We start from the raw sequence: 23,083 nt of genomic DNA, 5'->3' as shown, positions 1-23,083 counted from the left end.
TATTAACCTACTGGATACTGCAACCAAAGCTTCCATTTCTAAAACTATATTTGATGTGGTCTCATCCAAGATTAAAAAAAATTAATTATTCCAGTAACCAAATCGAAAGTTAGTCGTCGCATTAATAAACCCACTAACAACAAACTAAAAGAAATACAATTATGCACTATTCTAAATTTTTAAAATTATTGACCGCCGCTGTAGTCTCTTCCTTCATGATTATAGGATGTGGCACGCAGTCAGACAGCAAAACCGGAAGCTTCCAGGTATTACTTCATGATGCGCCTGCCAGCTATGATGAAGTAAACGTTTTTATTGAACGCGTAGAAGTAAACAACGGTGCTGACGAAGAAGGCTGGGTCACTGTAGGTGAACCTCAGCAAGTGTTTGACCTGTTAGAGCTTACCAACGGTGTACTGCAACCCTTAGGAGAAATAGAACTTGAAACCGGTACCTACGAACAAGTACGCCTTGTATTAAGCCAGGACGGACACAGTGTGGTAGTTGACGGTGTATCCCATGATATGTTCATTCCCAGTGGAGCTGAAACCGGTGTTAAGCTAAACGTAAACGCAGAAATTCGACCAGACATAACCTATGTACTGTTGCTTGATTTTGACGCCAGTCGATCGGTAGTGGTAACCGGAACTGAAACTTCCGGCCAGAATTATCTGCTGAAGCCAGTGATTAAGGCAACCAACCAAGCCATCACCGGAAATATTGAAGGTACCGTATCTCCCGTTGAAGCAGAACCTGTTGTATATGCAATAGCCAGCGGTGATACTCTTTCATCCACCTATGCTGATACAACCAGTGGTAATTTCCGGTTAATCGGACTGGAAGCCGGTACTTATACGGTATCTTTTGCCCCAACCAACGAGAATTTCCAGTCTAAAGATACTACCGGAGTAGAAGTAACGGTAGATGAAACCAATGATATTGGAAGCATTGTATTAGATCAGAATTAAGGTCCCTTCTACCTTATAAATTGTACCTTTAAAAGGCCTGTAATGAACTGCAGGCCTTTTTTTATTCAGCCATCAATTGATCTTTATACTGAAGTTCATACAGTTTTTTATAGATTCCATTTTCTTGTAGAATCAGCTCCTGATGACTTCCGGACTCCCGAATTACTCCTTTATGCATTACCAAAATCCGATCTGCGTGCTGAATTGTTGAAAGTCGGTGAGCCACTACAATTGAAGTTCTTCCCTCCATCATAAGCCGGCTGGATTCTGTAACCAAGGCTTCTGTTTCTGAATCAACACTGGATGTTGCCTCATCTAAAATCAAAATTTCAGGATTGTACACTAAGGCCCGAACAAAACAAATGAGTTGTCGCTGCCCCATTGAAAGAGAAGCTCCTCTTTCCTGCAGGACATAGTCATAGGTATTCGGAAGCTTTTCGATGAAACGGTGAGCCTCTACTTTATGGGCTGCTTCAATCACTTGTTCTCTGGTTATCTCAGGATGTCCTAAAGTAATATTCTCCAAAATAGATCCTGAAAAGAGCGCATTATCCTGAAGCACTAATCCGAAGTGAGAACGCAGATCATAAAGTGACAGATCACGAATATCAACCCCATCTATTTTGATACTGCCTTTTTCAATATCATAAAATCGCATCAGAATATTTATGATGGTGGTTTTTCCGGCTCCTGTAGCCCCCACTATGGCAATGTCATCTCCCGGATCAGCTGTAAATGAAACATCCCTGAGTACATATTCCTCTTCTTCGTTATACTTAAACCATACATTTTCGAATTCAATCTTACCCTGTGGGTTGTTGATTCTTTTTGGAGAGTCAGTTTCAATAACTTTGGTTTTAGTATCTAAAACACCAAAGATTCTTTCTGAAGATGCCAGGGCCGATTGTAAAGTATTAAACTTCTCTGAAAGTCCTTGTATGGGCCGAAAGAACTGACGGGCATATTGTATGAACGCCAGCAACACCCCAAAGGTTACTCCATCCATCAACGCTCTTGCTCCTCCATACCAAACAATAAGAGCCATCGCTAAGCTTGCAGTAACTTCGACGATGGGCCAAAAAATAGCGAAATAAAAAATGGTTTCAATGTAAGCGTCACGGTGACCGGCATTAATCTTTTCAAATTTTTCCCGCTGTTTTTCTTCCCGATTGAAGAGCTGAACGACATCCATCCCATTGATGTGTTCCTGAACGAAGGAATTCAATTGCGAAATTTTATCGCGCACTTCTAAAAAAGTAACCCTTACCTTGGCTTTAAACCAAAAAGTAGCATAAAAAAGAATCGGGAGCACCGCTATTGTTACTAAACTCAATTCCCAACTCATGCTAAACATGAAATAAAGAATGAAGATGATTCGGAACATATCTCCGATGATGGTAACCACGCCATCAGAAAGCAACTCACTTAGTGCTTCAATATCACTGGTAGTTCTTGTAATAAGACGGCCTATAGGATTCTTATCAAAGAACTGAACGTTTAACGTTTGAATCTTCTTAAAAACCGTATTGCGCAGTGAGTAAAGTGCGTTTTGTCCAAACCAACGTGTTATATAGGTATTAAAAACCAGCAGTATGAATTCCCCCAACAAAGCACTGGCTAACAAGGTTATAATCCACCACAAGCCTTCAAAATCGTCAGTAGCAATGTACTCATCCACTGCAATCTGAGTCAGCTTAGGGCGAATTGTCCCCAGGTATGAAGCCGAAAGTGTCAGGCCAATAGCCAGTAACACATACCAGCGATAGGGTTTTAGAAAAAAATAAAGCCGCCGAATCAAAGTGGTATCGACGGCTTTCGAATCTTGTTTGTTACTCACTTAATTTTTCACTTAGAATCTGTCAAAATCATCATAGGAAGATCTTGGGGTTATCTTACGATGTGAGTCTGAGTCAGAATCTTCTTTTTTGTCTTTAATATTCGCACTGTATGTGCTGCTTCCATAGGTTTTACGCTTGTAGCTATCGCTTTTACTCCCGCCGCTTGAGCGATTTGAATTGCTGCTGCTTCGGTTGTTACTGCTACTTCTCCCACGACCAGAGCCCGAACCTTTTCGACTTCTAAAGTTTTTCTTGCTGCTCTTTTTGTGGTTTTTACGGCCTTTGTAATTCTTACCGCCGGATTTTTTGTCAAGTTCGTTAATCTCAACTTTTGGCGTGATAATTCCACGTTCATGCATCGGATCCGTAAATATCGGACGAAGTTCATTTGCCAGCCAAGCCGGATAAAATCCTTCACGAGCTTCTTTAAGTAAGTCGTGAGCATTGGTATAACGGGCAGAAAAATGACCAATTACCAATAACTTAGTTTGCGCCTCGGTAGCTACACGAGCCGCATCTGCTGTCGAAGAATGCCCGGTCTCACCGGCTTTATCCTCCAAATCTTTACCAAAGGTAGCTTCATGGTACAGGATGTTGGTATTCATAGCCAACTTAACGGCATTCGGAGTATATTCGGTATCAGTAACATAGGCAAAACTATCGCCGGGGCGCGGATGCCCAACAATGTCACTCGACTTTACAACAGTTCCATCGTCAAGAGTAACATCATTTCCTGCTTTCAGTTCTTTAAATTGCGCGTCTTTGGAGATGCCCATTTTTTCGGCTTTATTAGCATCTACTTTTCCGGGCTTATCTTTTTCCTGGAATCTGTATCCTACACAAAATCTGGTATGTTTAAGTGGACGAGCTTCTACATAGTACTCCTCCGTATCATGTACCACATCAGATTCTATATCTTCCTTTATTTCATGAAATTTGATTTCATAACTCGGCTGAATGTCAGCGAATTTCAGATTCCACTCCACAAAATCTTTTATGCCCTTAGGGCCTGTAATAGTTAAAGGTTTGTCTCTTCTTTGAAGCTGAAGAGTGGCCAGTAAGCCAAGTAATCCGGAATAGTGATCAATATCAAAATGCGTTATAAAAATCGCTTCAATTTTTGATCTCTTGATACCGGCTTGCAACATGCGCATTTGGGCATTTTCTCCACAGTCAAAAAGGAATACACTTCCTTCTCTCCATAATGCAACCGAGGGTAAATGCCGAACGGCCGTTGGGGTTGCCGATGCTACACCTAAAGGTACTACAATCATTGTTCTATCTCCCGTTATATATGTTTTAGTTGGGACGTTGCTTTCATACAAGAGGCCCCGTTAGTTTTATATTTCTGCCAATTCTTGTTCTAACATTTGTTTGTTATACATGGTCGTGTATTTACCATCTTTAGCCAACAGGTCTTCATGTGTCCCTGTTTCTATAATTTGTCCTTCTTCTATGTAGTAAATTCTATCTGCATCTTTAATGGTAGAAATTCGATGACTGATCATAATGGTCGTTCTTCCGCTTAACTCTTGTCGAAGGTGCTTTAATATCGCTTCTTCTGTTTTTGTATCTACTGCACTTAATGAGTCATCAAAAATTAAAATCTTGGGGTCTTTAATCAATGCTCTTGCTATGGCTGTCCTTTGCTTCTGGCCACCCGACAACGTGATCCCCCGTTCTCCCAACATAGTCTTAAATTTTTTCTCAAAATCCAAAATATTCTCTTTTACCTGTGCCTTATCGGCAGCCGATTCTATAAGCTGATCTGAAGCTTCATCTACTCCAAACGCAATATTTTCGCCTATGGTATCAGAAAATAAAAAGGTTTCCTGTGGAACGAAACCAATTGCTTCCCTTAATTTCGCTAATGACCAATTTTCTAAATTCTTACCATCCAGTAAAATTTTTCCTTCTACAGGATCAAATAAGCGAGGAATTAATTGCACCAGACTTGATTTTCCGGCTCCGGTTCTGCCAACAATAGCAATATTTTCACCGGGTTTAACCTCAAAAGACAAATTCCTGAGCACCATTTCGTCACTGCCAGGGTATTTAAATCCTACATTTTTGAATTCTAAATGCCCCTGCACTTCTTGATCTATCTTATCGTCAGCATCCTTTATTTCAATAGGTTCATTCATAAGCTCCTCAATTCGTTTCCAGGATGCCAATGACCGCTGAAACCGATTTGTAGTATATCCAAGAGCTGCTACAGGCCATGTTAAATAAGCTACATAAATTAGAAACTCAGCAATGTTACCCACTGTAATGGTTCCTTCAATCACCATCTCACCGCCTTTCCAAATCACTATCAATAATGACAACCCTATCAAAAAGTTCAGTGCAGGGTGAAACAAAGATTCAATCATATCCAGCCTGAGTTTCTTTTTGCGATAATCTTCACTTTCATTCTCAAAAAGCTGCTGCTCATGATCAATCCTGTTATAAGCTTTAATGAGTCTTATTGCAGAAAATGTCTCTTTTGCCCGACCGGCCATCTTGGAGTATTGTTCCTGGATGATTGTTGAATGATCATGTATATACCCTGTAATCCAATAAGCAAAAAATGAAATCAGGGGCAGTGGAATAAGTGCCCACAAAGTTAATTCAGGGTTTACCAAAAACATCATAGTCAAAACAAAGCCTGCCCTGGTGACCGTGTTAATACTGTACATAATAACCGGCCCGTAATAATCTCGAACTTTACCTACATCTTCGGTAGCTCGAATGTAGGTTTCACCGGATGAGTTCTCCGCAAAATATCGTTGCGGCAAGTTCATTAATTTCTTAACAATATCATTCCGGATATCAAATTCCACTTTCCGGGAAGTAACGATTAGTGTTTGACGGGTTGCAAAAAGCAAGATACCGTAAAGCATCACAGTGCCAATTAAAATCAGGGAATTGGTAGCTAAAATTTTAGAAGCTTCTGTGGAGAAGAGTGTCTGGACGATATTTGATGGGACTTCGAAACCTGCATCCCCAAGTGCTTCCACTTCATCCATGGTGCGACGAATGAGCACCGGAATCCAAACAAGAAAGAAGTTGGAGGCCGTCAGAAAGAGGGCTCCAAGAATCATTGTTCCTTTATACTTCTTAAGATATTTATTTAATTGTTTTAAAGCACCCAAACCTTATCCGGTAATTGGCTTAATCTTTATTTCGTTTTATCAGAGAGTTGTTCCACCCAGTGTTTTCCAAGTTTCAATCCTGACAGGTATGCCGATTCAACGGTATTACCATTCATATATCCTCCAACCAAAGCAAGCGGTGTGTCGTTTCCTTTTATTTCCATAAAATCATGAGGAAGTGGGTTGATGGCACGGCTATATCTCCAAAAATGTAGTTGCCTCCAGTCTGATAAAGCAACCCATCCTCCTAAAATAGAAGTTAACCTGTCCAGGATCAGCTCTTCCACCTTCTCTCGATCAGAATAGAGATGTTTTTTGGCAAATTCAGAAGTAGTATGCACTACAAGATTCTTAATTTCACTGTCCCGTTTGGTTGACTCATTAGAGATCCACTCAATAATATCATCTTCACATTCCAAAGCATTCCACTCCGGCATGTCTCCGTCTTTTTCTTTGAAACCGGTCAGAAAGGTGAATTGGGACTCGTATTCTACCTCGTCAATTTCACGAACCATTTTTAATGTCTCAATTTCATCAATGGTAGTGTTTAGTAATGCATAAGCTTGACGTGCCGGAGCTGATATAATAACCGCATCCGCGCTTTCGGTTAAAGCAGTAGGAAAGTTAAGCATCCAGCTCTTTTTCTTGCGCCGATTCTCTCCAATATGAGTCAATCCTCCTACTTTCTCATTCAACCTTATATCAAGATTGCGGCCTAAGAATTTTCCAATCGTATTCATTCCATCTTTTGCGATGTAGTAGGGAGTTTCAGGTTCACGAAAATCTACTTTTCCATCTTTATCTCTATGGGCAAATTTCCCCTCCCAAGTTGATAATATTCCCTTGGACGATAATTCACTAACTAACTGTTTAAATTCAGGAGACTCTGCTGTAAAAAAAGTCACCCCATGATCCAATTTCTGTTTGTTATCATCTCCTGCATAGCGGGTTGAAAGGCGGCCGCCATATCCGCTGCTCTTTTCAAACACTACTACTTCGTGTCCTGCATTAGCCAATGCTCTTCCGGCGGTCAAACCGGAAATTCCTGCTCCTATTATCGCAATTTTCATTGTGAATTAATTTTGCCATGAATACATGAATAACAATCACGAATAAATGTCTTCATGATACATGAAAGTTGATATTATTTAATTTCGAATAAAGTAACTCTTGGTGATACTGCTTTCTTATCCAATAAGGCTGGCCAATAAGCCACCACATCACTTGCCTTGGGGCGGCCTCCGGCAAAGCCCGTTACTCCACTTGGACCTGTCAAGATAAGTGGAGCGATTTCCATCCCGAAGCGATTTAAATCACTTTTGTTTTTTCCTGATACTGAAACCCTCATCTGAATCTCATCATACTCCGTATTCAGGGCTTCTTCAGTTACCGGCTTTTCAGAATTTCCATTATATCCAATGTACTCTTTATGGAATTCATCGAAGTTCAGATCAAGTAATTCTGCTCGTTTTTCTAAAATTTCTGCACCTTTCACGGCTTTTTTTAAAGCATCCGGCCAGCTGTAAACCAATGTTGCGGCTAGTTTGTAGCCATCATTATAACTGGCAGAGACTTTGTATGTAGGAGTATCCGAGTGCCCTTTAATTCCTGATACTTTTACTATGTTTTTTTCTGTTTCTTCCACTTGAATAGAGGTAAAATCAGCTATTACATCCGGTGTAATATATTCAGCCGGATTTCCAATTTCATAAAGTAATTGCTCCTTCACCGTCATGGCACTTACAAGACCGCCGGTTCCCTCATGTTTTGTTACAAAAAACTCACCGTCAGGATAAGCCTGAACAATGGGGAAGCCGATATCCGCAAAATCTTCTACTTTTTCCCAGTCCGTAAAATTTCCACCTGATGATTGGGCACCGCATTCTAATATATGCCCTGCGATAGTACCAACAGCCATTTTATCAAAATCGTCATATTCCCAGCCAAATTCATGGATCATAGGAGCCAAAGTCAGGCCGGTATCGGTAACACGGCCAGTAATGATTACATCTGCATCTTTCGCAAGAGCTTCAACGATAGGCTGACACCCAAAATATACATTGGCACTCAATAATTGATCCTTTATTGTAGAGATGGGACGGCCATCATCCATATTCTTCAATTCGTGTCCATCCGCTATCAATTCATCTATTTGATGAAGGATATCATCCCCATCCACAACCGCAACTTTTAAACCGGAGTAACCTTTTTCTTTTGCTACTTTCAGGATTTCATCTTTGCAAGCCATAGGATTTACCCCGCCTGCATTGCTGATTACCTTGATGCCGTCGTTTTTAATTTCCGGCAGCACCTGTTCCACAACATTCACAAAATCCCTGGCATATCCCCAATCCGGATTTCGCATTCGTTGTTTTTGCATAATGGACATTGTAACCTCGGCAAGGTAATCCATTACCAAATAATCAATAGGCCCTTTTTTAGCTTGGTTTACGGGGGCATTAGGGAGATCACCCCAGAAACCTTGTCCCGATGCAATGCGGATAAAATCTTTCATAAAAACTACTTCTTTGGTACAACTGAAATTCGGGCTGAATATCGTGATATTTTCACTGCATGTGAAATAAAAAAACCCGCCTGTAAGCAAGCGGGTCTTTTTTGAAATTTTCAATGTTACCAATGACAGCAGAAAGAGTTAACATCGCTCCTTCAGCTTTCGGTTGTCATTTATTTACATTTACTGCATCTCTATCCAGGAATTCTTGGTAGAGCTGAATATGACGACTATCCATTGGAATTTTATTTCCTTTGATAAATACCTGCTCAATCTTTGTCATAGGTTCAAAAGGGTCACCATCCGAAATAAACAAGTTGGCTTGTTTACCCTCTTCCAGTGAGCCCAGCCGGTCATCAACCCCAAAAATTTCAGCAGGGTTGATAGTTACAGCTTTTAAGGCTTCTTCAACATCCATGCCATAAGCAGCAGCATACCCTGCCTCAAACGGAGTGTTGCGAGAGTTTTCGGTATCATCTGAAACAATAGCCACTTTTACTCCGGCTTCCGCCATTAAGCCCGGATTTTGGTAAGGACGCTGATAATTATCATAATCCCGGGAAGGAGTATAAAGAGTGGTTGTTAAAACCGGAATACCGGCTTCAGCAATTTCTTCGGCTACACGCCAACCTTCGTTTACCCCTTCAAAGATAAACCGCATCTCATCATGGTTTTTAATCCATTCAAGGGCATCCAGAATTTCTTTCTCATCATTTACTGAGATTACAACCGGGACTTCTCCGGAAAGAACCTCTCTCATAGCTTCCATTCTTGGATCATGATCCGGCTTGGTTTTTCCGGAAGGATCTGCTTCATATGCTTTCATCATACGATCATAAAAACGAGCTTTATCCAAAAAGTCGTTTATTTCCTTCAGGTCCTTCTCGTATTCCTTTTTGATTTCTTCCTCGCTGCGGTCATCCCACCATCCACCTCCTGAAGATGAGGGAAGATTCATAACCAAGGCACCACTTTTCTTGACCGCCATTGAATCCGGAGAATACCCCCAAAGATCCATTACGGCTGCCTTTCCGGAAATACTTCCAGAACTAGGATGCGAAAGAACGGTTGTAACACCGCTTACACGAGTCACAGGTACCGAAGCACTGTGTGGATTAAACGCTGTAAAGGCATACATATGTGGATTGAACTGACCCAATTCAGCATTATCAACTGTAACGGCAACGGCTGAGACTTCGACCAGTCCCAAACCGGACCAGCCGTCAATAAAACCCGGGTATACGTGTTTACCGGTAGCATCAATACGGGTGTATTCATTTGTGATTTTTACATTTTGACCAACAAACGCAATATCTTCTCCGTCAATCAAAATTATACCGCCTTCAATCGTTCCGTTTGTTACGGTATGAATAGTGGCTCCTGTTATGGCAAACTTGCCAAATTCAGGTTTATCGGTTATCTGAGCTTCCGCTGTGGCCGTTAAACCAAACAGCAGAGCAACAATTACAGCAAATATATTGAGTTTCTTCATGTTTCTGTCTCCTGTTTAGTTATGTACGTGTGTTTGAGCCTGATTCTGTAAAAGAATGAATGTGTCCTGAATACAGGCATCTTCATCTCTGTTATCCACGATCTTTCGGAAGTTGGAACCGTCATCGAAATCGGCACCGGGGTTGATCTGGATCCTCATATCATCAGGATCATTCGCCAAATCAAAGTATTTGGTTCCATCTACGAAGGTCATTTCAGCTTTGCTGTAAATACTGAGCGGATGTCCGTCCCAAACTACCACATCACCGTGTTTGCCTTCTTCAATACTTCCCACACGATCATCAATTCCCAACTGAATAGCCGGGTGCAGGGTGATCATCTTGATGGCGTCATTCACTGAAGTGTCACCGTATCGTACAACTTTAGCCGCTTCATGATTCAGCGTTCTCAGTAGTTGATCATTGTCACTATTTATACTGTTCACTACCCCATTCGCATTCAGGATAGAAGCATTGTAAGCTGTTGAGTAGTACACCTCAAACTTATAGGCCCACCAGTCGGAGAATACGGAGGTCATAGCTCCATTCTTTGCCAATTCATTCGCTACCTTGAAGGCTTCATTGGCATGCTGGAAGGTATAGTTTTCAATTCCATAATCATTGAAAACCCGCATCAGCATCAGGATCTCATCGGCACGATAGGAATGACAGTGAACAAAAATCTCACCTTCAATGATATCATTCAGCACTTCATATCTCAGGTTTTCAGCAACAGGAACCGGAGGAGTGCCACGACCGCGGCGATCATATTGGGCTTTGGCCTCTAAATAAGCCTCTCTTTTACGCTTGTAATCGAGAGCTTCGTCAAAGTGACCGCGAACAACCTGCTCAACACCCATTCGGGTTCGGGGCTGTACGCCGTTTCCTTGTCCGTGTACACGGGTAGGATTCTCACCCAAAGCAAACTTGATGGTACGCTTGGCTCCTTCAAATTTCATTCCTTCCTGAGAGGCTCCGTATCTAAGTTTCAGGGTTTCTCCCTGACCACCAATTACGTTGGCCGAACCGTGCATCAGATGAATGGTGGTTGCTCCACCGGCCAGTGCGTGATAGATACCCACTTCATTGGGATCTACAGATTCTTCCATGGTAACCTCGGCCGTAACCGGGTTTCGAGCTTCATTGATATCTACTCCGTTTAAGTGAGAGTGAGCATCAATGATACCGGGCATTACAAATTTACCGGTGGCATCTACGGTCTCAACTCCACGTGGGGCACTGAGATCTTTTCCGATCTCTCGAATAATCCCATCCCGGATGAGTACATCCGTTTCTTCCAAATCACCGTTGGTAACAGTGATTACCGTTGCGTTTTGAATAAGAACCGAGCCTTTATCCTGCGCTTGTGCAGTAATTGCAAAGGCTGCGATCATACATAGTGTTATCAGTTTCTTCATATTCTTAATTCCCATTAAATTCGTGAATAATACCGTTCGAAATGCTGTGCAGCACTTTTGCTTTATCTTCCGACATGGCTTTATCAAATACCGAGAAACTGGCATTCTTACCTCTTTCAAGACTTCCATGAGTACGATTCAAACCAAGAATATTTGATGTATTTATGGTCATCAGGGAAACCACATCATTCTCGGAAAGCCCTCCTTCATCCAACAGGATTTTGAGTTTTTTGGAGAGATCTTTGAGTTCAAGACCAGCCGAAGCATAGCCTACAGAAACACCGGCATCCATCAGTTTTTTGATATTTGTGACTTCCGCTTTCCAGGCTTCCAATCGCTTCTCACGATAAGCTTGTTCTTCTTCAGAAATTTCTTCTTCCTCTTCTTCAGAAACTTCTTCCTCTTTTTCATCCGGATCTTCTTCTTTCTTCTCTTCTTCATACCATTTTGGCGCATCGGTAAAGTCTATACCAGCCAATACCGGAATGTTTCGCTGTTTCAACTCCTCCGCTTTGGCATAGGCTTCTTTTCCGGAAACAATCACTGCGTCAAACCCAAACTCATCCTGAAGCTTAAATAATCTCTCGATATGCTCTTTGGAGTCCACTTCAAAAAACAAGGGAGCCGAGTTGTTTACCAATGGAAACATGGCTTCTAAAACGTTGCTGCGGTCAGGCGCCGGCATTTCAGGATTCTGTTTATAATAATTTATATGTTGCTGAAGCGCTATGGCATCAAACATTACTTGCCTGAATTTAGCCATCACCCCCATCAACGTAGAAGGATATGCTCCACTACCCCATCCTCCGGGTGCCGTGTCAAATGATCCGGCCAACCCTATGCTTTCTTTTATAAGGTCAACATCAGAATGATTGGCAGATAAGTAAAATGCCTCCACTTGTCCAGGTAACATATATCCGTTTGGATATAATGCCGCAGTTGTGAAGCCTGCTTTCATTCCCGCTTCAAAGTTCTTGTCATCCTTTAAAAGCTCAGATGGTTTTCGTTCTGGCTGAACCCCGGCACGGTCAAACGGCGGATTCCCCGGCTCATCCAAGCGAGGTAAATCTTGTGACCGAGGCAGGTCAGGACTTCCCCAGATTGAAAATCCATCGATAAAGCCCGGATAAACGTGAAGGCTGTCGCCCCCGTCAATCTCAAAGGCATCGAATGGGATGTTTGCATTGGTTCCAATGGCTTCAATCACGCCGTCGCGCCACACAATGGTGGCTGACTCGATCGTGGAGCCATCGGCATTATGAATGGTTACGTTCTTTAGCGCGTGTGCGGGAGTAGATTGGGCGAAAATACCCTGAAAACTTAACCCCACAAACAACAGCGCCAACAATAGTAATTGTTTTCTCATAGCAGATGTTCTGATTTTTAAGTTTTTTGATGGTGACAATAACCGCATTAATTTGTTCTTAAGAAAGCGGTGTATATCTAAATTTTGTAAATATTCAGCATATCGGGGTGAGTAATATTTAAGCTGACAGAAGAATCAGGAAATTGGCACTGGAGAAATAGCGATGCAGGTCAATTAATTTCTTCGGCAAATAAAGCTGATGAATTAAGCTCTCTCCAATAATTTGGGTGCCCACTGAAACCGTCCTTAAGCAAAGATTCCAAATCGATTTTGGTAATGGAAACTTTTGCAAATCCACGATACCCCCTGTCTTCTTTGTGAGAAGATTTATCCTCGCTTGTTGCAGCAGTTTGAACCTCATTATGAGCATTTCGTAAGATGAGAATAAAATCAGTATTCGTAACTGCAGATGATCCGTTTTCTTCCAACTCTTTGCGAACAGATTCCATCTTTTCAGCTATGTTACTTTCAAGATTGATGCGTGCCTGAAGTTCCGCATTTGCCATGGCTATAACAGAATCAGATGATACCGCAGTTGCAAAACCATGGAATGTCAGGGAATCTGCCCCAAATCCTGAAGGTACATACCAAGACGGATAACTATCACCTGAGGTGCCCACATCCACAGTAGTGGTTTTTTCGGAGGTTGAACAGGCGGATAATCCAGTTATAACTACCAACACGATACCAAAAAATAATCCCTTAAAAATATTCGACATTTACTTCTTTTTTAGCTGGATAAAACCCCGAGCGCCATCCTCGTTTATAATCTCGAGCATCACCGAACCTTTATCATTCAAATTGCGGTGCATAAGTTCTTCTAAACCTGTGAGATCTTCAACCTTTTCTTCCTCTATTTTTAAAATTTGTTGATCTGCTCTCAATCCCCGGTTCCAGGCTTCTGTACCTTGATAAACCCGGTCAACATATAAATCAAATTTTTCCGGGTCTTTCGGAGTGGCCAAAGCCATAACTCTAAAACCCAACTCAAAATCTCTGTACATTGCCCCTTCATTATTTCCTTCAGGTATTTCATCCGGAATGATGGGTTCTTCATTTGAAGTGATTTCGGGAATGGTTTCGCGCTCTAACAATTTAAGTGCAACATTCTTCTGGATAATTTTCCCCTCACGTAAAATACTTAGATTTACTGTTTCTCCGGGGCGCAAAACCGCTACCTGCTGTTGCAATTGGTTTGCTTCATTTACTTCTACCCCATTAACCTGAAGCACTACATCACCTGGCCGGATACCTGATTCCGAAGCCGCTCCATCCTGCACTACATTCAAAATCTCGACTCCTCGAACTGTTTCCATCCCTTTTTCAACAGCTCTGTCATAGTCAACCCCTGCGATTGTTACACCCAGCAAAGCCCGTTGAACTTGTCCATGTTCAATTAAGTCTTCTGCTACTTTAATGGCAAGATTACTCGGGACAGCAAATCCATAGCCCTGGTAAGCCCCTGTTTGTGAAGCAATAGCGGTGTTTATTCCAATAAGCTGACCACTGGTGTTTACCAAAGCTCCACCACTGTTCCCCTTATTAATAGCCGCATCCGTTTGTATAAAACTCTCAATGCGCATCTGATCATTAATAATCTGAACATCCCGGCTCAAAGCACTTACAATACCGGCTGTTACTGTGGATCTTAACCTAAATGGATTACCAATTGCCAATACCCATTCGCCCACATCCAGTGTTTCCGAATCTCCTATGGTAGCATTCGGAAAATTAGTTCCATTAATTTTTATGACGGCAAGATCCGTGCTGGAATCAAACCCTACAACTTTAGCCCGATACTCTCTTTTGTCACTTAGCACTACCGTTAATCCTTTTTCTACCGCACCATCTATCACATGATTATTGGTTAAAATATAACCGTCTGAAGTTATCAAAACACCTGAGCCTACTGTTCGTGCTCTGCGGGGCATAAGGCGATCCCAAATGCTTTCTCCATCTTCATCCTCTTCTTCAAACTCGTGATTCTCATCATTAGGAATTGCACCTTCGATCGGGACAATCGCTTCAATATAAACCACGGTTGGCGTGACTTCTTCCGCAATTTTTTTGAACAAGAAACGGGCATCGGCACCCTCGAGAGCTTCATCACTGATGAAAGGTTCACCGCTGCGTGTTATTTCAGTAGTCCGAACCTCTGATAAAGGTGCTAATTCTTCGTTTATAGTATAAAGTGCTATCAGGGTACCAGCAGTAATACCGATCATGACCAACAAAATACCTGTGAGTATTAAATCTTTCCTGTTCATAAAATCACCTTATCATCTGTTCAAAAATGGAATCCGATCTTCTTTCCTGATAGCCATCAATATGGTACTTAAAATATACATCTAAATGGTGAACAAGTTGTTTGAGCTCTCCATTCTCTAATCCTGTTTTAAATATATTTTTACTTTTGCCTGACATAGCCATAATTAAAAAACGTGTCTGTGCCTGAGTTAGTTTATAGGACAAATCATCCTCGGATTGTTCCGAAATATTTCCGCTTGAGATATTTAAATATGCATTATCCGGAATTTCGGTGAGCGCACTGACAAGTCCAATCCCTGTAATTTCAGCGAGACGCAATTGAACATACGGAAAAATCGACGGGTAAGTTTCCGCCGCCTCTCCCAGCCATGTTATAAAATTAAGCGCGAAGTCAAAAATCGGTTTATTCACTTCATGTTCATGTAAGAGTTGACTCAACAGTTCCAATGTTGCATATAATACAGCTGCCCTCTCAAAGTCTTCCCGAAAGCAGTTAGTGGAATAATGAATTGAAGCTTCGGTTAGGGTTTGCACTCCTCTTGACTGCTTGTAATAATATACTACATCCAATACCGCTCCTATTTCTAAAATACCTGTGAGTTTGTTTTTTGGCCTTTTTGCCCCTTTGGCAATAAGCGCAATCTTACCGTGTTCGGCGGAAAGAACCGTCAGAATTTTACTCGATTCCTGATAATCGATAACCCGTAATATAATGGCTTGCGTGTGTACAATCATGGTGAGTAAACATATCTCAGAACATTGAGAAAAGAAACAGAAAAACAGGTGTTAGGTGTTAGAAATTAGGTTCTTGTAATAACTCCGACTAACACCTGATTTATTTTTCCAAAAATTCGATGCGAAACTTGAAATAGATTTCCAGCTTTTCCTCTAAATCCTGATACAATTCATAAAGTTCATCCAATTCTTCCTCCTCTGATTTTACCAGCCGGATGTATCCATTTTCGGTCATCAAATCTAAAGTAAACCACTCTTTCGGTTTCAGCCCCTTACTGAACAGAGCCTGACCACTCTCATAATTGGATAACAAAAATTCATCTACTTCTCCAAAGCCAATGGTTTGAAGGCGAAATCTAAAGTAGCTGAAAAACTTATAGTACCTTGTGATCGTGTATTCATCCGTATTAAACTCAAATTCATAACGTGAGAATATTTTCTGAAGTACCGCAATGGCGAAAATGAGGAAGAAAAGTGCGAAGACAAACCCCAACAGGAAACTTGAGAAAAACAGCAGAAAATCAATGAGCGTGAAGCTAGCTTCAACTCCCAGGAACACCAAATTATGGTTTTTGCTCAGATCGTAATTCATGAATTGGAGTTTGGTAAGTAAAGCACTCTTGAAACACTAAGGGCACATTGACTGTGCCTTCCGTTGGTCAATCTATGGATCCCTTCAATCAGGTCTGAATAACCCCTGTTTTAAACTCTTCTATTTCAGGATTAAGATTTGCACAATCGATGGCTTTGGAAATCCGTTCCCGGGTTTCCAGGGGATTTATGATTCCATCCACCCACAGGCGAGAAGCTGCGTATCGAACATCCGTTTGCGTATCATACCGATCGCTTATTTCTTTCATAATTTTCTCCTGCTCCTCTTCACTCACTTCTTTTCCTTTTTTCTTCAGTGCGGCCACCTGAATTTGCATCAACGTCTTTGAGGCTGAAGCTCCGCTCATTACCGCTATTTTTGCGGTAGGCCAGGCATACATAAATCGCGGGTCGTAAGCACGGCCGCACATGGCATAATTTCCGGCACCGTAGCTGTTGCCTACTACGATAGTGATTTTGGGAACCGTACTGTTACTCATGGCATTCACCATTTTGGCTCCGTCTTTGATAATGCCCCCATGCTCACTTCTTTTACCAATCATAAACCCGGTTACATCCTGGAAAAAAATCAGCGGGATTTTCTTTTGATTACAGTTCATAATAAAACGAGCCGCCTTGTCAGCACTGTCAGAATAAATTACGCCTCCAATCTGCATCTCACCTTTCTTGGTTCTGCTAACCGTGCGTTGATTTGCTACAATACCTACACTCCATCCGTCAATTCGAGCATAACCGGTGATAAGCGTTTGCCCGTATCCTTTTTTGAATTCGGTAAAACTATCCTCATCCACAATGCACTCCAGTAATTCATTCATATCATAAGGGCTCGTGCGTGCTTCCGGAAGGATCTCAAAAACATCACTGGCAGGTCGTTTGGGCTCTTTAGGTTCTTTTCGATTGAATCCGGCCATATCAAACGGACCTAATTTATCTATCAAATCCCGAATGGTTGAAAGGCATTCTTCGTCGTCTTCCATTTTATAATCGGTAACACCGGATATTTCAGTGTGTGTGGTGGCGCCGCCCAAAGTCTCATTATCAACTTCCTCTCCTATGGCGGCTTTAACCAGGTAACTTCCCGCCAAAAATACGCTTCCGGTTCCATCCACAATCAGGGCTTCATCACTCATAATCGGAAGATAGGCCCCGCCGGCCACACAGCTCCCCATGATGGCTGCAATTTGCGGGATCCCTTTGGCCGAAATAACTGCATTATTTCTGAACATGCGCCCAAAGTGGTCCTTGTCGGGGAAAATCTCATCCTGCATAGGCAAGAAAACACCGGCGGAATCAACCAAATAAATGAGCGGGATATGATTTTCAATGGCAATTTCCTGAGCCCTTAAATTCTTTTTGGCGGTAATTGGGAACCATGCGCCTGCCTTCACGGTGGCATCATTTGCCACAATCATGCACTTTCGGCCGCTTACTTCTCCGATACCCGTAATCACTCCACCGGAAGGGCATCCCCCCTGCTCCTCATACATTTCATAACCGGCCCAAAGACCCAATTCGTAAAAACGGGAATCTTTATCGGTAAGCCGATCAATACGTTCCCGCGCAGTAAGCTTACCTTTTCCATGCTCCTTGTCGATGCGTTTTTGTCCGCCTCCCAATTTAATTTCACCTTCTATTTCACCAAATTCTTCAATCAGGCTGTGTAACCAATTCTTGGTAGCGCTTTCGGATGTGTTACTCATAAACCGATTTTTTTATCTTAATAATGTAAATTGAAATGCTGCGTTGAAAATAGGGATTATATTTAATGTGTAAACCCCGATATTGATTTAATTCATTCAAAAAATTGATCTTCATGAGCAAGCAAATACTAATCTTACTTCTTTTTTTAGGATTTTCCACTTCATTATTGGCCCAGCGAGTGTCCTACCCGCAATTGGTGATGCGTTCTCAAAATCCAACTATTTTTATTGACGACATCATACTTCCCGGTGAAGATGGCAAAACCACTCTCGCTTTTATCTTTAGGTTTGATAATGATTTCATCCCTTACAAAAAAATTCCTTCAAATCATTCTATGGATGTACCCGAAGGAGCCGAATTTTATTCTACAATCAGGTTAAACACTGAGGTATTTGAGGGGAAATTAAAACGCCGACAAGAACCTTCCACAACTTCCGTAGCCCGGGATTCGTGGGCAGACACTGTGTTTACCTCTTCTTTTGAGGAAACCCAATCCAAAGATTTATATGCATCCGGTGCGCTCTCTATTCAGCTTGCTCCCCGCACGTATAATTTTATCCTGCAATTGTCTATGATGCAAGAAGTTAATGAACGAAGTACGCAGCGTCGCAATGTATCGGTGCCTGATTTAAGCACCAAAAAGACCGGGGAAATTATTTTAATTAAAGAACAAAGCTCAAAAGACGACAATCAAATCCTTCACTTGATGAATATGGAGAGCAATGTTCCTTTTGGAAAGGATTTTCAGGCACTGATTCGAATTCCTGATTATGATCCCTCAATTAATTATTCCCTTAAAGTAAATGATGCAAATACTTCCCGAAACGATACTACTGCCGGCGAAACTGTTTATACTGCTGATCTTTCCAAAAGCAACATCTACACAGCCTCTACAATAAAGCTAAATAAACAAAAATATCCATCGCTCACTTTAATGGAAGGAAATTACCCCTACACTTACGCGGTTGTTTCTATTCCGGCGAGCCGATTTAAAAACGCCCCTTATTTTTTATCATTATTAAAAAATGAAAGCAGTGAACCCATAGCGCGTACATTTTTCCGCTCCTATTGGCCGGATATGCCTGCAAGTCTCTACAACCTGAATATATCTATCGAGATGTTGAAATATATTGTCTCAGATGAAGAAATTGCACGAATTAAAAAAGGTAATGTCAGTGAAAGGGAACAGAAATTCCGTGAGTTTTGGGAAAGCAGAGACCCTACACCAAACACGGTCTACAATGAATTGATGGCAGAATATTATCGCAGAATTGATTACGCATTTAAAGAGTTTGGAAGCGAAGAAAACCCCATGGGCCATGAAAACGATCAGGGCGAAATTTATATTAAGTTTGGCCCCCCTAACGAAAAAGAACGCATCTTTCCGCCCGGAGAAAAAACACGTGAAATATGGAAATACCCAAACAGAACTTTTGTTTTTGAAGCCGGTTCCGGGTTTGGCGATTTTATCTTAGTTGGATCACGTTAATATTTCTGTGGATTACTCCTAATAAGCTGTAATTTCAAAGCGCAATGCTAAAAAAGAGAATTCCAAACATAGCAATTTCCATAGGCGATTTTAATGGTATCGGACCTGAGATTATCCTTAAATCTCTATCCGAAATAGATCTGAAAAAATCCATTCCGGTGATTATTGCACCCAAAACCATTATTGAATACTATTGTGAACTGTTTTCTCCCCAGCCGGAATTTCACTTTATAACTGATCCTGAAAATAAAAAAGAGGGAAAGGTTAACGTTCTTCATTTAAAAGATGACCAGCTCAAAATTACCCCGGGAATACAATCTGCTGAGAGCGGAAAAGCAGCAATGCTTTCTATTGAAAAAAGTATTGACCTGTGTTTAATGAAACGGGCTGACGCAATGGTTACCGCCCCTATCTCAAAAGAAGCAGTAAATCTTGCCGGATATGATATCCCGGGACATACTGAGTTTCTGGCTGCTCAAACCAATGCTGAGCATGTACTGATGATGCTTGTGAATGATAATCTCCGGGTAGCGTTGGTCACTGCCCATGTACCTATTAAAGAGGTGGCCGACCATATCTCTGCAAATCTAATTAAAACAAAAGTGCAGATATTGGCTGACAGCCTCAGAAATGATTTCGGGATTGAGCGGCCTAAAATTGCCGTGCTTGGGTTAAATCCGCATGCCGGTGATGGCGGAGTTATTGGAATGGAAGAAATTGAAATTATTGACCCTGTCATAAAGGAGATACGGGGTACACAAAATCAATTTGCCATACACGGGCCTTTTCCTGCAGATGGATTTTTTGGACGAAAATTGCATACAAAACATGATGCTATTTTAGCCATGTATCACGATCAGGGCTTGGCTCCTTTTAAGCTTCTTTCATTTGGAAAAGGAGTAAATTTCACAGCCGGACTGCCTATTATCCGTACCTCCCCCGATCACGGTACCGCGTTTGACATTGCCGGGAAAGGTATCGCCGATCCGTCATCTTTTAAAGAAGCCTATAACCTGGCTGTTAAACTTGCAAAAAAATAATTTTGTGAAACCTGAAAATACCGAAATTTATTCTGTGTTGGCTCACCTTTATGATGTTCTCATGAAAGATGTGGATTACGAAATGTGGGCTGATTTTATCGACGAGGTTATCCAAACCCATCACCCCAACCCAGTTGACGTATTGGAGCTTGCTTGTGGTACCGGAACTATTTCCCTTTCCCTGGCGGGCATAGATGAATATAACCTAACTGCTACCGATAAATCGGCAGCCATGGTTGACAAAGCCCGGCAAAAAGCCGCAGAACAAGAAGCCCGTGTTCAATTTGATACCATGGACTTTACGGAGATCAAAAGTGATCGAAAGTATGATGTCATATTTTCAGTTTTTGACAGCGTAAACTACCTCCACAACGAGCAGGATATTTTAAAAATGCTTCGGGGTTGTCAGGTTATTTTAAAACCCGGAGGATTACTTATCTATGATTTCTCAACCCCTAAAAACTCACTGGAAGCCGTTGATTATTTAAATAATGAAGAAGGCAGCTTTGGGCCTTATCGTTACTTTAGGGAAAGCCGGTACGAACCTGAAGAACAATTCCACTTTAATGAATTTGATATTGAAGAATTGGCGGCAGACGGGAAGACGGTGATTCGAAGCTATAATGAAATTCACAAACAACGTATTTATTCACTCAAGGAAATGCTGTCAATTTTGGAACAAACCTCCTATCATCAGGTAGCCAAATATGAAGGTTTTGACTTGGTAGATGCAGACGATAACAGCACACGTGTAACAATGGTACTTAGATGTCAGAAACAGCAATAATAGAATTAAGAAACGTAACTTTACGGTATGATAATACCCAGGTTTTAGACGATGTAAATTTTAAGCTTCATAATGGTGAGTTTGCTTACCTGATCGGGCCAACGGGTGTTGGGAAAAGCTCTTTTCTGAAATTACTTTACCGTGATGTTGTGCCTGATCGAGGATCTGTCCGGGTAACCGAATACCCGGTCAATAAGATAAGTGAACGGGAAGTTCCCATGTTGCGAAGAAGGCTCGGGATTGTATTCCAGGACTTTCAATTGCTTCAGGATCGCAATGTACACGACAATGTTGCTTTTTCACTTCAGGTAACCGGCGAAAAACCAAAATTCATCAAACAACGCGTACTTGAAGTTTTAACGATGGTTGGGTTAAGCCATCGCAGAAAGCACATGCCCAGAGATCTTTCCGGGGGAGAACAACAGCGGGTAGTTATTGCCCGCGCATTGGCAAATGAGCCTCGTATTTTGCTGGCTGACGAACCTACCGGAAACCTTGACCCAAAAGCCACTAAAGAAATCATGGAGCTCCTGCGGAGTATAAATAATCGAGGGATGGCTGTTTTGATGGTTACTCATGATTATGCAGTCGTTAAAAAGTACAAATCCCGAACGGTGCGTATGGTTAATGGCAAAACCCAAGATTTAGTTTGGAAGGGAGAAAAGCTGGTACCTGTCAAACCTTAGATATTCAGTAAATTAAAAATGAAAAATTAAATATTGGTTTGTCCCAATTCATAATTTTTCATTTTTAATTTTACATTTCACCAAACCATGCTTCAGCAACAAAAGCTTACCGAACAAATTCGCACCCATGCCCTTAAGCTGGGTTTTGATGCCTGTGGTTTTGCCAAAGCACAATATTTACCGGATGAAGCACGCAGGCTTGAAGAGTGGCTGAATCAAGAGCGGCACGGAACCATGGGATGGATGAATTATCACTTTGACAAGCGTGTAGACCCAACCCTTCTTGTCCCCGGGGCCAAAACAGTGGTTTCGGTATTAGCCAGTTATCACCATCCCAAACACAATGAACAAATTGGAATTAAAGACCGGCCACTGATCTCCAAATATGCTCAGGGACGGGATTATCATAAAGTGCTGAAGAAGAATTTGAAAAAACTCTTCAAGTTTACGGAAGAAAAACTCGGAAATCTTGAAGGCCGTATTTTTACTGATTCAGCTCCTGTATTAGATAAAGTGTGGGCACAGCGGGCCGGGCTTGGGTGGATTGGGAAAAACTCGAATCTGCTTAACAAAGATATCGGCTCATTTTTCTTTATCGGGGAGATGATCATTGATGCAGAATTGAGTTATGACAGCCCTGTAACCGATCACTGCGGCTCTTGTACTAAATGCCTTGATGCATGCCCTACTGACGCCATTTACGAGCCTTACCGGGTAGATGCAACTAAGTGTATCTCTTATCTCACCATAGAATTAAAAGAAGAAATTGATAAACAATACCAGACCAATATAGAAAACTGGATTTACGGATGTGATATTTGTCAGGATGTATGTCCGTGGAACAGTAAATCTGTGTTGGCCCAATTTGAAGATTTACATCCCCGGGATTATGTGGCTGACCGAGATCTGAATTTCTGGGAGAACCTCACCCAGGAACAATATGATGAAACCTTTGAAGGCAGTGCTATCCGAAGGGCGAAATTTGATAAGTTCAAATCAAATGTCTCCATTGTATCTTCCAACTTATCCCAAAATTAAA

Annotated in this window: 19 protein-coding genes; 6 read left to right on the top strand and 13 right to left on the bottom strand. The window is 41.6% G+C overall.

What is annotated here, in order from left to right:
- Positions 1 to 161: 161 nt before the first annotated feature.
- Entirely contained in the window at positions 162 to 968 is an 807-nt protein-coding gene (locus tag HUJ22_RS03625; protein ID WP_290873996.1) for a DUF4382 domain-containing protein, read from the top strand.
- A gap of 61 nt (positions 969 to 1,029) precedes the next feature.
- Here HUJ22_RS03625 and HUJ22_RS03620 read toward each other — a convergent pair whose 3' ends face one another.
- The 13 genes from HUJ22_RS03620 to HUJ22_RS03560 all read right to left on the bottom strand — a co-directional run bounded on the left by HUJ22_RS03620 (position 1,030) and on the right by HUJ22_RS03560 (position 18,041).
- The gene (locus HUJ22_RS03620) at positions 1,030 to 2,805 is read right to left on the bottom strand and encodes an ABC transporter ATP-binding protein (protein WP_290873993.1); all 1,776 of its coding nucleotides are present in this window, start codon (positions 2,803 to 2,805) and stop codon (positions 1,030 to 1,032) included.
- Positions 2,806 to 2,817: 12 nt separating this feature from the next.
- A complete protein-coding gene (rnz, locus tag HUJ22_RS03615; protein ID WP_290873990.1) occupies positions 2,818 to 4,080 on the bottom strand; it encodes a ribonuclease Z in 1,263 nt (420 codons plus the stop codon).
- A gap of 66 nt (positions 4,081 to 4,146) precedes the next feature.
- Positions 4,147 to 5,889, bottom strand: coding sequence for an ABC transporter ATP-binding protein (locus tag HUJ22_RS03610; RefSeq protein WP_290873987.1), 1,743 nt, complete (start codon positions 5,887 to 5,889; stop codon positions 4,147 to 4,149).
- 77 nt (positions 5,890 to 5,966) lie between these two features.
- On the bottom strand, positions 5,967 to 7,010 hold the full coding sequence (locus tag HUJ22_RS03605; protein WP_290873984.1) for an FAD-dependent oxidoreductase: 1,044 nt from the start codon (positions 7,008 to 7,010) through the stop codon (positions 5,967 to 5,969).
- Positions 7,011 to 7,084: 74 nt separating this feature from the next.
- Positions 7,085 to 8,455 (bottom strand): acyclic terpene utilization AtuA family protein, encoded by a 1,371-nt coding sequence (locus tag HUJ22_RS03600; RefSeq protein WP_290873981.1) that lies wholly within the window; start codon positions 8,453 to 8,455, stop codon positions 7,085 to 7,087.
- Positions 8,456 to 8,621: 166 nt separating this feature from the next.
- On the bottom strand, positions 8,622 to 9,944 hold the full coding sequence (locus tag HUJ22_RS03595; protein WP_290873978.1) for an amidohydrolase family protein: 1,323 nt from the start codon (positions 9,942 to 9,944) through the stop codon (positions 8,622 to 8,624).
- 15 nt (positions 9,945 to 9,959) lie between these two features.
- Positions 9,960 to 11,360 (bottom strand): amidohydrolase family protein, encoded by a 1,401-nt coding sequence (locus HUJ22_RS03590; RefSeq protein WP_290873975.1) that lies wholly within the window; start codon positions 11,358 to 11,360, stop codon positions 9,960 to 9,962.
- Positions 11,361 to 11,364: 4 nt separating this feature from the next.
- Entirely contained in the window at positions 11,365 to 12,726 is a 1,362-nt protein-coding gene (locus HUJ22_RS03585; RefSeq protein ID WP_290873972.1) for an amidohydrolase family protein, read from the bottom strand.
- Positions 12,727 to 12,896: 170 nt separating this feature from the next.
- A complete protein-coding gene (locus HUJ22_RS03580; protein ID WP_290873969.1) occupies positions 12,897 to 13,445 on the bottom strand; it encodes a hypothetical protein in 549 nt (182 codons plus the stop codon).
- Positions 13,446 to 14,993, bottom strand: a complete 1,548-nt coding sequence (locus HUJ22_RS03575) for a trypsin-like peptidase domain-containing protein (RefSeq protein ID WP_290873966.1) — start codon at positions 14,991 to 14,993, stop codon at positions 13,446 to 13,448.
- A gap of 4 nt (positions 14,994 to 14,997) precedes the next feature.
- On the bottom strand, positions 14,998 to 15,729 hold the full coding sequence (gene recO / locus HUJ22_RS03570; protein WP_290873964.1) for a DNA repair protein RecO: 732 nt from the start codon (positions 15,727 to 15,729) through the stop codon (positions 14,998 to 15,000).
- Between the two features lie 100 nt (positions 15,730 to 15,829).
- A complete protein-coding gene (locus tag HUJ22_RS03565) occupies positions 15,830 to 16,321 on the bottom strand; it encodes a hypothetical protein (RefSeq protein ID WP_290873961.1) in 492 nt (163 codons plus the stop codon).
- A gap of 88 nt (positions 16,322 to 16,409) precedes the next feature.
- Positions 16,410 to 18,041: an acyl-CoA carboxylase subunit beta gene (locus HUJ22_RS03560; protein ID WP_290873958.1), complete on the bottom strand. Its 1,632-nt coding sequence runs from the start codon at positions 18,039 to 18,041 to the stop codon at positions 16,410 to 16,412.
- Positions 18,042 to 18,154: 113 nt separating this feature from the next.
- On the opposite strand from HUJ22_RS03560, the gene HUJ22_RS03555 reads away from it, so the two are divergent.
- The 5 genes from HUJ22_RS03555 (at position 18,155) to queG (ending at position 23,082) form a co-directional block, all read left to right on the top strand.
- Positions 18,155 to 19,531 (top strand): GWxTD domain-containing protein, encoded by a 1,377-nt coding sequence (locus HUJ22_RS03555; RefSeq protein WP_290873955.1) that lies wholly within the window; start codon positions 18,155 to 18,157, stop codon positions 19,529 to 19,531.
- 44 nt (positions 19,532 to 19,575) lie between these two features.
- Entirely contained in the window at positions 19,576 to 20,571 is a 996-nt protein-coding gene (gene pdxA / locus HUJ22_RS03550) for a 4-hydroxythreonine-4-phosphate dehydrogenase PdxA (RefSeq protein WP_290873952.1), read from the top strand.
- 4 nt (positions 20,572 to 20,575) lie between these two features.
- A complete protein-coding gene (locus tag HUJ22_RS03545; protein WP_290873949.1) occupies positions 20,576 to 21,358 on the top strand; it encodes a class I SAM-dependent methyltransferase in 783 nt (260 codons plus the stop codon).
- Positions 21,340 to 22,044: a cell division ATP-binding protein FtsE gene (ftsE, locus tag HUJ22_RS03540; RefSeq protein WP_290873946.1), complete on the top strand. Its 705-nt coding sequence runs from the start codon at positions 21,340 to 21,342 to the stop codon at positions 22,042 to 22,044. The genes HUJ22_RS03545 and ftsE overlap by 19 nt, the downstream gene beginning before the upstream one ends.
- Before the next feature lie 87 nt (positions 22,045 to 22,131).
- A complete protein-coding gene (queG, locus tag HUJ22_RS03535) occupies positions 22,132 to 23,082 on the top strand; it encodes a tRNA epoxyqueuosine(34) reductase QueG (RefSeq protein WP_290873943.1) in 951 nt (316 codons plus the stop codon).
- Position 23,083: the final 1 nt, after the last annotated feature.

The sequence above is a fragment of the Gracilimonas sp. genome (assembly GCF_014762685.1).
GTDB lineage: Bacteria > Bacteroidota > Rhodothermia > Balneolales > Balneolaceae > Gracilimonas.
The sequence above is the reverse complement of the archived record's forward strand: the minus strand, read 5'-3'. Positions and strand labels throughout refer to the sequence as shown.

What these genes read in the sequence shown, in the direction of transcription:
- HUJ22_RS03575 (WP_290873966.1), bottom strand. Translation starts at nt 14,993, where the DNA reads ATGAACAGGAAAGATTTAATACTCACAGGTATTTTGTTGGTCATGATC.
- HUJ22_RS03555 (WP_290873955.1), top strand. Translation starts at nt 18,155, where the DNA reads ATGAGCAAGCAAATACTAATCTTACTTCTTTTTTTAGGATTTTCCACT.
- rnz (WP_290873990.1), bottom strand. Translation starts at nt 4,080, where the DNA reads ATGATTGTAGTACCTTTAGGTGTAGCATCGGCAACCCCAACGGCCGTT.
- HUJ22_RS03560 (WP_290873958.1), bottom strand. Translation starts at nt 18,041, where the DNA reads ATGAGTAACACATCCGAAAGCGCTACCAAGAATTGGTTACACAGCCTG.
- HUJ22_RS03565 (WP_290873961.1), bottom strand. Translation starts at nt 16,321, where the DNA reads ATGAATTACGATCTGAGCAAAAACCATAATTTGGTGTTCCTGGGAGTT.
- HUJ22_RS03595 (WP_290873978.1), bottom strand. Translation starts at nt 9,944, where the DNA reads ATGAAGAAACTCAATATATTTGCTGTAATTGTTGCTCTGCTGTTTGGT.
- recO (WP_290873964.1), bottom strand. Translation starts at nt 15,729, where the DNA reads ATGATTGTACACACGCAAGCCATTATATTACGGGTTATCGATTATCAG.
- HUJ22_RS03585 (WP_290873972.1), bottom strand. Translation starts at nt 12,726, where the DNA reads ATGAGAAAACAATTACTATTGTTGGCGCTGTTGTTTGTGGGGTTAAGT.
- HUJ22_RS03605 (WP_290873984.1), bottom strand. Translation starts at nt 7,010, where the DNA reads ATGAAAATTGCGATAATAGGAGCAGGAATTTCCGGTTTGACCGCCGGA.
- HUJ22_RS03625 (WP_290873996.1), top strand. Translation starts at nt 162, where the DNA reads ATGCACTATTCTAAATTTTTAAAATTATTGACCGCCGCTGTAGTCTCT.
- pdxA (WP_290873952.1), top strand. Translation starts at nt 19,576, where the DNA reads ATGCTAAAAAAGAGAATTCCAAACATAGCAATTTCCATAGGCGATTTT.
- HUJ22_RS03590 (WP_290873975.1), bottom strand. Translation starts at nt 11,360, where the DNA reads ATGAAGAAACTGATAACACTATGTATGATCGCAGCCTTTGCAATTACT.
- HUJ22_RS03610 (WP_290873987.1), bottom strand. Translation starts at nt 5,889, where the DNA reads ATGATTCTTGGAGCCCTCTTTCTGACGGCCTCCAACTTCTTTCTTGTT.
- ftsE (WP_290873946.1), top strand. Translation starts at nt 21,340, where the DNA reads ATGTCAGAAACAGCAATAATAGAATTAAGAAACGTAACTTTACGGTAT.
- HUJ22_RS03600 (WP_290873981.1), bottom strand. Translation starts at nt 8,455, where the DNA reads ATGAAAGATTTTATCCGCATTGCATCGGGACAAGGTTTCTGGGGTGAT.
- HUJ22_RS03580 (WP_290873969.1), bottom strand. Translation starts at nt 13,445, where the DNA reads ATGTCGAATATTTTTAAGGGATTATTTTTTGGTATCGTGTTGGTAGTT.
- queG (WP_290873943.1), top strand. Translation starts at nt 22,132, where the DNA reads ATGCTTCAGCAACAAAAGCTTACCGAACAAATTCGCACCCATGCCCTT.